Annotated in this window: 10 protein-coding genes; 3 read left to right on the forward strand and 7 right to left on the reverse strand. The window is 67.8% G+C overall.

The annotated features are described in order from the left end of the window. Together ACIBUY_RS08985 and ACIBUY_RS08990 are read left to right on the forward strand one after the other, a co-directional pair. Positions 1–3,199 (forward strand): HAMP domain-containing protein (locus ACIBUY_RS08985; protein ID WP_399152226.1); only part of this gene is annotated, 3,199 nt, incomplete at its 5' end. 13 nt (positions 3,200–3,212) lie between these two features. Next, positions 3,213–3,791, forward strand: a complete 579-nt coding sequence (locus tag ACIBUY_RS08990; protein ID WP_365568466.1) for a response regulator — start codon at positions 3,213–3,215, stop codon at positions 3,789–3,791. A 28-nt stretch (positions 3,792–3,819) separates the two neighbouring features. Here the strand turns inward: ACIBUY_RS08990 and ACIBUY_RS08995 are convergent, their stop codons facing one another. The 4 genes from ACIBUY_RS08995 to lepA form a co-directional block, all read right to left on the reverse strand. Continuing rightward, positions 3,820–5,709, reverse strand: a complete 1,890-nt coding sequence (locus ACIBUY_RS08995) for an AMP-binding protein (protein WP_365568469.1) — start codon at positions 5,707–5,709, stop codon at positions 3,820–3,822. A 222-nt stretch (positions 5,710–5,931) separates the two neighbouring features. Then, complete coding sequence (locus ACIBUY_RS09000; RefSeq protein WP_365568472.1) at positions 5,932–6,237, reverse strand: hypothetical protein; 306 nt, start codon at positions 6,235–6,237, stop codon at positions 5,932–5,934. A 203-nt stretch (positions 6,238–6,440) separates the two neighbouring features. Continuing rightward, complete coding sequence (locus ACIBUY_RS09005; RefSeq protein ID WP_365568475.1) at positions 6,441–6,767, reverse strand: hypothetical protein; 327 nt, start codon at positions 6,765–6,767, stop codon at positions 6,441–6,443. Between the two features lie 258 nt (positions 6,768–7,025). Continuing rightward, positions 7,026–8,891 carry a translation elongation factor 4 gene (gene lepA / locus ACIBUY_RS09010; protein ID WP_365568478.1) on the reverse strand — a complete coding sequence of 622 codons (1,866 nt, stop codon included), beginning with the start codon at positions 8,889–8,891 and terminating at the stop codon, positions 7,026–7,028. 235 nt (positions 8,892–9,126) lie between these two features. Between lepA and rpsT the strand changes: the two genes are divergently transcribed. Then, positions 9,127–9,393, forward strand: coding sequence for a 30S ribosomal protein S20 (gene rpsT, locus ACIBUY_RS09015; protein WP_030042978.1), 267 nt, complete (start codon positions 9,127–9,129; stop codon positions 9,391–9,393). A gap of 192 nt (positions 9,394–9,585) precedes the next feature. Here the strand turns inward: rpsT and holA are convergent, their stop codons facing one another. The 3 genes from holA to ACIBUY_RS09030 form a co-directional block, all read right to left on the reverse strand. Next, complete coding sequence (gene holA, locus ACIBUY_RS09020) at positions 9,586–10,575, reverse strand: DNA polymerase III subunit delta (RefSeq protein ID WP_365568481.1); 990 nt, start codon at positions 10,573–10,575, stop codon at positions 9,586–9,588. 77 nt (positions 10,576–10,652) lie between these two features. Then, positions 10,653–10,898 carry a hypothetical protein gene (locus ACIBUY_RS09025; RefSeq protein WP_365568484.1) on the reverse strand — a complete coding sequence of 82 codons (246 nt, stop codon included), beginning with the start codon at positions 10,896–10,898 and terminating at the stop codon, positions 10,653–10,655. Between the two features lie 41 nt (positions 10,899–10,939). After that, on the reverse strand, positions 10,940–11,821 hold the full coding sequence (locus tag ACIBUY_RS09030; protein WP_365568487.1) for a YceI family protein: 882 nt from the start codon (positions 11,819–11,821) through the stop codon (positions 10,940–10,942). Positions 11,822–12,136: the final 315 nt, after the last annotated feature.

The raw sequence follows: 12,136 nt of genomic DNA on the forward strand, positions 1-12,136 counted from the left end.
GATCCTCGAACTCAAGTCGACGATCAACACGATGGTCGACCAGCTCTCCGCCTTCGCCGACGAGGTCACCCGCGTCGCCCGCGAGGTCGGCACCGAGGGCCAACTCGGCGGCCGCGCCCAGGTCCGCGGCGTCTCCGGCGTCTGGAAGGACCTCACCGACAACGTCAACTTCATGGCGGACAACCTGACGTCACAGGTGCGCAACATCGCGCTGGTGTCCACGGCCGTGGCCCAGGGCGACCTCGGCAAGAAGATCACGGTCGAGGCGAAGGGCGAGATCCTCGAACTCAAGTCGACGATCAACACGATGGTCGACCAGCTCTCCGCCTTCGCCGACGAGGTCACCCGCGTCGCCCGCGAGGTCGGCACCGAAGGAAACCTGGGCGGCCAGGCCCAGGTCCGCGGCGTCGCAGGCGTGTGGAACGACCTCACCGAGAACGTCAACTTCATGGCGTCGAACCTGACGTCACAGGTGCGGAACATCGCACAGGTCACCACCGCCGTGGCCCAGGGCGACCTCTCCAAGAAGATCTCGGTCGACGCGCGCGGCGAGATCCTCGAGCTGAAGGACACCGTCAACACGATGGTGGAGCAGCTGCGCGGCTTCGCCGACGAGGTCACCCGCGTCGCCCGCGAGGTCGGCACGGACGGCCGCCTCGGCGGCCGCGCGACGGTGCACGGCGTGTCCGGGGTCTGGAAGGACCTCACGGACAACGTCAACTACATGGCGGACAACCTGACTTCACAGGTGCGCAACATCGCGCAGGTCGCCACGGCGGTGGCCCAGGGCGACCTCTCCAAGAAGATCGACGTCGACGCCCGCGGCGAGATCCTCGAACTGAAGACGACGATCAACACGATGGTCGACACGCTCTCCTCCTTCTCCTCCGAGGTCACCCGCGTCGCCCGCGAGGTCGGCTCCGAGGGTCAACTCGGCGGCCAGGCACGGGTGGAGGGCGTCTACGGCACCTGGAAGCGCCTGACGACGAACGTGAACGAGCTGGCGCTGAACCTGACCACGCAGGTCCGCGCCATCGCCGAGGTCGCCTCCGCGGTGACCCAGGGCGACATGTCCCGCTCCATCACGGTGGAGACGCAGGGCGAGGTCGCCGAGCTGAAGGACAACATCAACCTGATGGTGGCCAACCTCCGCGAGACGACCCGCGCGAAGGACTGGCTGGAGTCGAACCTGGCGCGCCTCGCGGCCCTGATGCAGGGCCACCGCGACCTGATGGAGGTCGCCGACCTGATCCTGCGCGAGCTGACCCCGCTGGTGAACGCGCAGTACGGCGCCTTCTTCCTCGCCGAGCCCGACGAGGGCGACACTCCGATCCGAACGACCATCCCCACCAAGGGACTTGCCTACATCGCGGGCTACGGATCGGCGGCGGCCCTGGTCGTCGACACGGGTGGCATGCCGGTCCACGGACTGGTCCGCCAGGCGGCCCTGGAGAAGAAGCGCATCCTGGTGGAGGAGGCCCCGCCGGACTACATCAAGATCAACAGCGGTCTCGGGGAAGCGGCCCCGGCCTCGGTCGTCATCATCCCGATCCTCTTCGAGGACAAGCTCCTCGGCGTCATCGAGCTGGCTTCCTTCTCCCGCTTCTCGGACGTCCACCTGGCGTTCTTCGACCAGTTCGTGAACACCATCGGCGTCGCGATCAACACCATCATCGCCAACTCCCGCACCGAGTCCCTGCTCGGCGAGTCCCAGCGCCTGGCGACGCAGCTGCAGGAGCGATCGGACGAACTCCAGCGCCAGCAGGGCGAGTTGCAGCGCTCGAACGCCGAACTGGAGGAGAAGGCCGCCCTGTTGGCGACGAGCTCCCAGTACAAGTCGGAGTTCCTCGCGAACATGTCGCACGAGCTGCGCACCCCCCTCAACTCCCTCCTCATCCTGGCCCGCCTCCTCTCCGACAACCCGGACGGCCATCTGAACGACCAGGAGGTCCAGTTCGCGACGACGATCCACCGCTCCGGTTCCGACCTCCTCCAGCTCATCAACGACATCCTCGACCTGTCGAAGATCGAGGCCGGGCGCATGGACGTACGCCCCAAGAAGCTCCCCCTCATCAAGCTCCTCGACTACGTGCACGCGACCTTCCGCCCCATCACCCTCGACCGGGGCCTGGCCTTCGAGGTGTCGGTCGGCGAGGACGTACCGCGCGAGGTCTTCTCCGACGAGCAGCGCCTCCAGCAGATCCTGCGCAACCTCCTGTCGAACGCGATCAAGTTCACCGCGAACGGCAAGGTGGAGCTGCGGGTCAAGCGGATCAAGGACCCGGAGCACCAGTTCGTGCGCGAGACCGACGACCTGATCGCGTTCGCCGTCTCCGACACCGGCATCGGCATCGCCCGCGACAAACTCCCCGTCATCTTCGAGGCGTTCCAGCAGGCCGACGGCACGACCAACCGCAAGTACGGCGGCACGGGCCTCGGCCTGTCCATCAGCCGGGAGATCGCGGGGCTGCTCGGCGGCCGCATCATCGCCGAGAGCGAGCCCGGCGAGGGTTCCACCTTCACGCTGTACGTTCCCGTGGTCTATCCCGGTCACGAGCAGCCGGCGGGTGACCCGGATCAGTTGGAACCGAACCCCGACCACGTGCCGCTGGTCCCGTCCCAGCAGGAGGACACCCCGGACGCGTACACGATCCACGAGCAGCAGGAGGACAACTGGCCGACGCCGACGAAGCTGGAACAGTGGAAGACCGGCGTCGCGGGCGAAGTCCTGCCGGGTCGCCGGGTGCTCATCGTCGACGACGACATCCGCAACGTCTTCGCGCTCACCCACGTACTCGGCCGCGTCGGCATGCCGGTCCTGTACGCGGAGAACGGCCGGGAGGGCATCGAGACCCTCGAGCGCAACTCCGACATCGAGCTCGTCCTGATGGACATCATGATGCCCGAGATGGACGGCTATGAGACGATCTCCGTCATCCGCGCGACACCCCGGTGGGCCGGACTGCCGATCGTGGCCCTCACCGCGAAGGCCATGCCCGGCGACCGCGAGAAATCGATCGCCAAGGGCGCCAACGACTACGTACCGAAACCGGTGGACGTCGATCAACTGCTGACCGTCGTGTGCGATCTCCTCACCCCTGAGGCCGACCACGATCCGTCGGACGCATCGGACGAATCCGCCACGTCAGGCACTGGGGACAGCGAGGCCGACCCCGTCGCTCCGCCGACGATCGAGTGAGGCACCGGCAACCATGACCACTGCAGAGATCACGTCGGACGAGAGGGCGAGCATCCTCCTGGTCGATGACATGGAGGACAACCTGGTCGCACTGGAGGCCGTCCTCGGCTCGCTCAACGAGCCGCTGGTACGGGCCCGTTCGGGCGAGGAGGCGATGAAGGCGCTGCTGCGACGGCGCTTCGCCGTCGTCCTGCTCGACATCCGGATGCCGGGCATGGACGGTTTCGAGACGGCGACGAACATCAAGCGCCTCGACCAGACGAAGGACACCCCGATCATCTTCCTGACGGGGACGGACGCGGACGCGGGCTACGCGTTCCGGGGGTACGCGACCGGCGCGGCCGACTACCTGACCAAGCCCTTCGACCCCTGGGTGCTGCGTGCGAAGGTCACGGTCTTCCTCGACCTGCACCGCAAGAACCAGCAGCTCGAGCGCCTACTGGCCCGCGAACAGCAGCAGTTCGACGAGCTGTCGTCGCGCATGTCCTCGATCGAGGGCCAGTTGGCCCAGCACGCCGAACCCGATGTGCGTGCTCTGCGCGAGGACATCGCCGAGATGGAAGAGACGCTCCGCAGGATGAGGCGCCCGTGACCCGGGGCGCCTCGTCCCGCGCGTCCTGCTAGCCCTCCCGGCTGCCGGCGTACATCTCGTCGAGCAGCTCCTTGTAGGTCCGCTCGACGACCGGACGCTTCAGCTTGAGGCTGGGCGTCAACTCCCCGTGCTCGATGTCGAGATCACGGGGCAGCAGCTTGAACTTCTTGATGGTCTGCCAGCGCTGCAGCCCCTGGTTCAGCTCCTGTACGTACCCCTCGACGAGCTGCACGGTCGCGGGCGCGGCCACGACATCGGCGTACGACTTGCCCTCGAGCCCGTTCTCCTTGGCCCACTCCAGGATGGCCGGCTCGTCGAGCGAGATGAGGGCGGTGCAGAAGTTCCGGTCGGCGCCGTGCACCAGGATGTTGGAGACGTACGGGCACACGGCCTTGAACTGCCCCTCGACCTCGGCGGGCGCGATGTACTTGCCGCCCGAGGTCTTGATCAGGTCCTTCTTGCGGTCGGTGATCCGCAGGTACCCGTCCACTGACAGCTCACCGATGTCACCGGTGTGGAACCACCCGTCGGACTCCAGGACTTCGGCGGTCTTCTCCGGCAGCCCGTGGTAGCCCTCCATGATGCCGGGGCCGCGCAGCAGGATCTCCCCGTCGTCCGCGATCCGCACCTCGGTGCCGGGCAGCGGCTTGCCGACGGTGCCGGTCCGGTACGCCTCACCGGGGTTGACGAAGGACGCGGCCGACGACTCGGTCAGCCCGTACCCCTCGAGAATGTGAACTCCCGCGCCGGCGAAGAAGTATCCGATCTCGGGAGCCAGCGCGGCGGACCCGGAGACACAGGCCCGCAGCCGCCCGCCGAACGCCTCGCGCAGCTTGCTGTACACCAGCGCGTCGGCGACCTTGTGCTTGGACGCGAGCCCGAACGGCACCGAACTCACGCCGGTCCTGCGGAAGTTGTCCTGGCTGACCTTCGCGTACTCGCGCGCGATCCCGGCCGCCCACTGGAAGATCTTGTACTTGGCGTTGCCCCCGGCGCGCGCCTTCGCGGCGACCCCGTTGTAGACCTTCTCGAAGATGCGCGGCACGGCGGCCATGTACGTGGGCTGCACGACCGGCAGATTCTCGATGATCTTGTCAACGCGCCCGTCCACGGCGGTGACGTGCCCGACCTCGATCTGCCCGCTGGTCAGCACCTTGCCGAAGACGTGCGCGAGCGGCAGCCACAGGTACTGCACGTCCTCCGTGTTGACGAGCCCGGTCGCGGCGATGGCCTTCGCCATGTACGACCAGTTGTCGTGCGGAAGCCGAACTCCCTTGGGCCGCCCGGTCGTTCCCGACGTGTAGATGAGCGTGGCGAGCTGCTCCTTGCGAATGGCCCCGACGCGCTCCTTGACGACGTCCGGGTTCTTCTCCAGGTAAGCGGCGCCGCGCGCCTCCAGGTCCTCCAGGGTGAGCACCCAGCCGTCGGGGTCACCGGCGTCGGGCTCGACACCCGTCGCGTCGATCACCACGACGTGCCGCAGCTCGGGCAGCTCGGCCCGCCGCTCCCGCGCCTTGGCGAGCTGCGCGGCGTCCTCGGCCACCAGCACCTTGGACTCGGAGTCGGACAGGATGAACGCCGACTCCTCGGCGTTGGTCTGCGGATAGACGGTGGTCGTCGCCGCGCCCGCGCACATGATGCCGAGGTCCGCGAGGATCCACTCGACCCGGGTCGAGGCGGCGAGCGCCACCCGCTCCTCGGGCTGCACGCCGAGCTCGACGAGTCCGGCCGCGATCGCATAGACCCGCTGAGCGGCCTGCCCCCAGCTGAGCGACTTCCAGTCGTCCGGGCCCGCACCGGAGGAGGCGGGCACCGGGTAGCGGTAGGCCTCGGCGTCCGGTGTGGCCGCCACGCGCTCGAGGAAGAGAGACGCCACGGAGGGCGGCCGGTTCTCGATCAGGGTCTGTGTGTCGCTCACGACGTCCTCCGGGGCCCGCGACTGTTGAAACGCGGCTTGTTTAACTGGCGAGTAACCATTGAGCAGTGATCAGGGTAAGCCGCGCCCGCCCGGCGCGTAAGGGGCCCCGGTACTCAACTTCCGCCGGGTCGCCCCAGCCGTCTCGCCCCACACAGGGCCCACACAAAAGCGGTGGGCCCGCCACGCTTGTGCGTGACGGGCCCACCGCGAGCGAGCGGCGCGTCAGCCGACACTCGCCAGGATCGACGCCGCGAGGTCGAGCGCGACGTTGGCGTTGACGTCGACGCCGTTGCTGATGTTGGTCGTGACGCCGGCAGGACCGTTCACCTTCGTGCCGGTCTTCGTGTGGGTCCCGTTGACGGTGTAGTTCTGGCCGACGTCCAGCAGGTTGCCGACGCTGACCCCGTTCTTGATGGTGCTCTGGACCAGCGGGCCGTCGTCCGCCACCGCGGCCCCGGCTCCGGCACCCAGCAGCAGCCCTGCCGCAAGCACCCCGGCGGCGAGTCGAGCAATTACGTTCTTATTCATGGTTTGCCTCCTTCAAACGAGAACGGTAACCAGAATTCAAAGAACGTAACGCCATCAATTGTCCAGCACACATAATGCACTCCAAGAGAGCAATAAACTGACAAACGAAAAGCGGGCCCGGCGCACATAATGCGCCGGGCCCGCCGGGAAGAGTCTCACCCTGCCGTCGCTCGAGGAAACGGCACGATGCGCTCAGGGGAAATTCAGCCGCCGTAGGGCAGGCCACCCATGAGCGGGGTGCCCTCCGCGGCACGGGCGGTCGCACCCTGCAGGGCGTTCGTCTTGGAGGCGAGGTCGTTCTTGGTCGCCAGCTTGTCGGCGACCTTGCTGACGCCACCGATGATGACATCGGCGTTGATGTCCTTCAGCGGGTTCTTGGCGGTCGTCTTGGTGACGGTGTTGCTGTTCGCCAGCTCGTCGTTGCCCGAAACCGCCGGAACGTTGTCGACGTCGTCGGCGAAGGCAGGCGCCCCAGCCCCCACGGCGAGCATGGCACCGGCAACGACAGCAGCAGCCTTCGTGTACTTCACTTTGAATCCCTTTCCAAAGAGGCGTCCTTCACGGTCACGACCGTCGTGCCGCCCGAGCGTCTTGCTGGCCGCTCGGAACGCCGCTTCCACATTCGTAACGGGACGCCCCTGCCTGCGGAAACTCTTAAGTGACGGCTTTTTTGGCAATCACCCATATGTCGCAGGAGCTTTTCCAATACTCACATCAACGCAAAAGGCGTCTGTCCGGTGTACGGACAGACGCCTTTTGCGTCGTGCTCGGCGGGGCGGCCGCCAGGGCTACTTCTTGCCCTTCGCCCCCGCGCCGTCGTCGCTGGACAGCACCGCGATGAAGGCCTCCTGCGGCACCTCCACGGAGCCGACCATCTTCATCCGCTTCTTGCCTTCCTTCTGCTTCTCGAGCAGCTTCCGCTTACGGGAGATGTCACCGCCGTAGCACTTGGCGAGGACGTCCTTGCGGATGGCGCGGATGGTCTCGCGGGCGATGACCCGGGAGCCGATGGCGGCCTGGATCGGCACCTCGAAGGCCTGCCGCGGGATCAGCTCGCGCAGCTTGGCGACGAGCCGCACGCCGTACGCGTAGGCCTGGTCCCGGTGCGTGATGGCGGAGAAGGCGTCGACCTTGTCGCCGTGCAGCAGGATGTCGACCTTGACGAGGTTCGCGTCCTGCTCGCCCGTGGGCTCGTAGTCGAGCGAGGCGTAGCCGCGGGTCTTGGACTTCAACTGGTCGAAGAAGTCGAAGACGATCTCCGCGAGCGGCAGCGTGTAGCGGATCTCGACGCGGTCCTCGGAGAGGTAGTCCATGCCGAGCAGGGTGCCGCGCCGGGTCTGGCACAGCTCCATGATCGAGCCGATGAACTCGGACGGGGCCAGGATGGTGGCCCGGACGACCGGCTCGTAGACCTTGTCGATCTTCCCCTCGGGGAACTCGCTCGGGTTGGTGACGACGTGCTCGCTGCGGTCCTCCATCTCGACGCGGTAGACCACGTTCGGCGCGGTGGCGATGAGGTCGAGGCCGAACTCGCGCTCGAGCCGCTCGCGGATCACGTCGAGGTGCAGCAGGCCGAGGAAGCCCACGCGGAAACCGAAGCCGAGCGCGGCCGAGGTCTCCGGCTCGTAGACCAGCGCCGCATCGTTGAGCTGCAGCTTGTCGAGGGCGTCGCGCAGCTCGGGGTAGTCCGAGCCGTCCAGCGGATACAGACCCGAGAAGACCATCGGCTTCGGGTCCTTGTAGCCGCCGAGCGCCTCCGTGGCGCCCTTGTTCAGGCTGGTGATCGTGTCACCGACCTTGGACTGGCGGACGTCCTTCACGCCGGTGATGAGGTAGCCCACCTCGCCGACGCCGAGGCCGTCGGCCGACAGCATCTCGGGCGAGTTCGTCCCGATCTCGAGCAGCTCGTGGGTGGCTCCGGTGGACATCATCCGGATCCGCTCGCGCTTGTTGAGCTGACCGTCGACGACTCGTACGTACGTGACGACGCCACGGTACGAGTCGTAGACCGAGTCGAAGATCATCGCGCGGGCGGGGGCGTCGGCGACGCCGACCGGCGCGGGGATCTCGGCGACGACCTTGTCGAGCAGCGCCTCGACGCCCATGCCGGTCTTCGCGGAGACCTTGAGGACGTCCTCGGGGTCGCAACCGATGAGGTTGGCGAGCTCCTCGGAGAACTTCTCGGGCTGGGCGGCCGGCAGGTCGATCTTGTTGAGCACCGGGATGATCTTGAGGTCGTTCTCCATCGCCAGGTACAGATTGGCGAGGGTCTGGGCCTCGATGCCCTGGGCGGCGTCGACGAGCAGGACCGTGCCCTCGCACGCGGCGAGCGAGCGCGAGACCTCGTACGTGAAGTCCACGTGGCCCGGGGTGTCGATCATGTTGAGGATGTGCGTATGGCTCTTGTCGTGGGTCGGAGCCCACGGCAGACGCACGGCCTGGGACTTGATCGTGATGCCGCGCTCGCGCTCGATGTCCATCCGGTCGAGGTACTGAGCACGCATCTGCCGCTGCTCGACCACACCCGTCAGCTGGAGCATGCGGTCGGCGAGCGTGGACTTGCCGTGGTCGATGTGCGCGATGATGCAGAAATTGCGGATCAGAGCCGGGTCGGTACGGCTCGGCTCGGGCACATTGTTAGGGGTCGCGGGCACGCAGGGTCCTGTCTCTTGAGGCGCCGTTTGCCTCAGGTCGGCCTCGGTTGGGATCGATACGTAGGTTCCATCGTCCCATGCTTGGCGGGCCGGGCACGGTTTGGGCCGGTGGGAGTACGGCTGGTACCGTGGACAGCTGTGTCTCATGCCCTCTCAGCAGGAGGCACACACTCAGTGAAAATCATCGGTACGGGACCCTCGCGGCCCCGTGCCTGAACCTGCAAAGGCTCATTTCGTGGCGAACATCAAGTCCCAGATCAAGCGGATCAAGACCAACGAGAAGGCTCGGCTGCGCAACAAGGCCGTCAAGTCCTCCCTGAAGACCGCGATCCGCAAGGCCCGCGAGGCCGCTGCCGCGGGTGACGCCGAGAAGGCCACCGAGTACCAGCGCGCTGCCGCGCGTCAGCTCGACAAGGCTGTCTCGAAGGGCGTCATCCACAAGAACCAGGCCGCCAACAAGAAGTCGGCGCTTGCTTCGAAGGTCGCTTCCCTCAAGGGCTGAACCTGACCTGATTTGACGCCGGTAGGACCCGGGCGGGCCCTCTCTCATCCGCCCCCGACCGGCACCCCGAGCCGCACGCGACTGCGTTCGCCACGCGGGTGCGGCTCAGCACATGCCTGACCCGAAGCCCCGTCCTGGTTCTCCAGGACGGGGCTTCGGCGTTGCTGACGGGAAGGGGCGGCGGGGCGAATCTCAGCGGCTGCGCCCGGACCGAGCAGCCCGGGCAATGGCCACGACCGCCTTCTCCAACGCGTACTCGGGGTCGTCCCCACCGCCCTTGACCCCGGCATCGGCCTCGGCCACGGCGGTGAGCGCGACGGCGACCCCGTCCGGCGTCCACCCCCGCATCTGCTGCCGGACCCGATCGATCTTCCACGGCGGCATCCCCAGCTCCCGGGCCAGATCGGCAGGCCGGCCCCCGCGCGCGGAGGACAGCTTCCCGATGGCCCGCACGCCCTGCGCGAGCGCACTGGTGATCATCACGGGCGCGACCCCGGTCGCGAGGGACCACCGCAGCGCCTCGAGGGCCTCGGCGGCCCGCCCCTCCACGGCGCGGTCGGCCACGGTGAAGCTGGACGCCTCGGCCCGCCCCGTGTAGTACCGCCCGACGACGGCCTCGTCGATCGTCCCCTCGATGTCGGAGATGAGCTGCGTCACGGCGGACGCGAGCTCCCGCAGATCGCTGCCGATGGAGTCGACCAGGGCCTGGCACGCCTCGGGCGTCGCCGACCGGCCCGCCGTGCGGAACTCGGTCCGCACGAACGCGAGCCGGTCCGCCGCCTTCGTCATCTTCGGGCAGGCGACCTCCCGCGCCCCGGCCTTGCGCGCGGCGTCGAGCAGCCCCTTGCCCTTGGCACCGCCTGCGTGCAGCAGCACCAGCGTGATCTCCTCGGCGGGCGAGCCGAGATACGCCTTCACGTCCTTGACCGTGTCCGCCGACAGGTCCTGCGCATTGCGTACGACGACGACCTTGCGCTCGGCGAACAGCGACGGGCTCGTCAGCTCGGCGAGCGTGCCGGGCTGCAGCTGGTCCGGGTTCAGATCGCGCACATCGGTGTCCGCGTCGGCCGCGCGCGCGGCCGCCACCACCTGCTGCACCGCGCGGTCGAGCAGCAGGTCCTCCTGGCCCACCGCGAGGGTGAGCGGGGCGAGCGGATCGTCGTTTGCACTCTTCCTGGCCATCGCGGACAAGCATCCCACGGGGCACTGACAACCCGGTTCGCCCGCCCGAAGGCGGCCCGCCAGGTACTCGATCGCTCCTAGGGCTCTTCGCGCCAGCCGTCCCACTCGCCCGCGAACGCGTCCAGTTCCTTGGGGTCGAGCCGGTCCTGCGGGTCTTCGACGACGACCAGCCACTGCGCGTCCTCGGCGTCGTCCTCACCGGCCAGCGCGTCCCGTACGAGCTGCGGTTCCTCGGCCACGCCGAAGCGCTCCCCGAGCGCCTCGGCGGCCTCCTGTGCCGCGTCGCGGTCGGGCAGCACCAGTACGTGTCTCACATCGCTCACGACACCATTTTCGGGCATGCCGAGAGCGCCGCGGGACCGGGTCAGCCCTTGGGCACGATCTGTACGTCGAGGTCGATCCTGACGCTGGATCCCACCACCGCGATGCCCCTGGCCAGCATGGTCTGCCAGCTCACGGTGAAGTCGTCGCGGTGCAGTTCGGTGGTGGCGCGGCAGGCGGCGCGGGTCTCGCCCTCCATGCCGTTGCCCACGCCCAGGTACTCCGCGTCCAGGGTGACCGTCCGGGTCACGCCGTGCAGCGAGAGCGCACCGGTGATCGCCCAGCGGCTGCCGCCCCTGTGCGTGAAGCGCTCGCTGTAGAACTCCAGGGTCGGGAACCGGTCGACGTCGAGGAAGTCGGCGGACCTCAGGTGGTCGTCGCGCATCTTCACGTTCGTGTCGATGGACGAGGCGTCGATGACGACGTGCATCGCGGACTGCTCGATGCGGTCGGCGACGCGCAGCGCACCCGCGAAGGTGTTGAACCGGCCGTGGACCCGGGCCAGTCCGATGTGCCGCGCCGTGAACGCGATCGAGGAGTGCATCGGCTCGATCTCCCAGTCGCCGGAACCCGGCAGCTGCGGCGGCTGGGCGACCTGCAGCGTCACGTCACCCAGCGAGGCGTGCCCGCTCTCGGCGACGCTGGCACTGCCCCGGAACGGGGTGTAGCCCTCCGCCGTGACCGCCAGCCGGTAGTCACCCGCGGGCACAGCCGCCATGAACGAGCCGAACGGATCGGTGCCCCCGCTCACCACCTTGCGCCCCATCGCGTCGCTCACCGCGAACTCGGCCCCCGGCACCGGCTCGCTCACCGGGTCGAGGACACGGCAACTGAGCACTCCCGCACGGGGCGGCACTGTCACCGCCGCCAGAGGACTTGTCCGTTGAGCCCGGTTCGTACGGTTTCCCAGCCAGCGGCCGAACATGACCTCTCCACCCCAGTGCGCCTTGACAACGATCGTTGCTACTTGAACGAAGAAGCATTCGATCACCGTTGAGGCTTTCGAGGCAACACGGGCCCACATCGCGGGAATGGAGGCGGATGGAGCGGGATCGACCGGGATGGAGCTGGATGGGGACGGAAGGTGCACGGCTGCCCCCGCCTGGGCCGAATTGATCCCTCCGGTTAGCGTTTCGCCAGCTCAGCGGCTTTTCTACTCACGGGTAGCTACGGGCTCGACACAGTCCGCCGACCGCGCGGCCACCACACGGCCACCGTCGTACCGTGCCCGTGCCCGTCA

Origin of the sequence: Streptomyces sp. NPDC050085, from assembly GCF_044460595.1 — a bacterium.
GTDB lineage: Bacteria > Actinomycetota > Actinomycetes > Streptomycetales > Streptomycetaceae > Streptomyces.

Excerpts from the sequence above, each read along its gene's own strand:
- ACIBUY_RS08990 (WP_365568466.1), top strand. The coding sequence starts at position 3,213 with ATGACCACTGCAGAGATCACGTCGGACGAGAGGGCGAGCATCCTCCTG.
- ACIBUY_RS09000 (WP_365568472.1), bottom strand. The coding sequence starts at position 6,237 with ATGAATAAGAACGTAATTGCTCGACTCGCCGCCGGGGTGCTTGCGGCA.
- ACIBUY_RS09030 (WP_365568487.1), bottom strand. The coding sequence starts at position 11,821 with ATGTTCGGCCGCTGGCTGGGAAACCGTACGAACCGGGCTCAACGGACA.
- holA (WP_365568481.1), bottom strand. The coding sequence starts at position 10,575 with ATGGCCAGGAAGAGTGCAAACGACGATCCGCTCGCCCCGCTCACCCTC.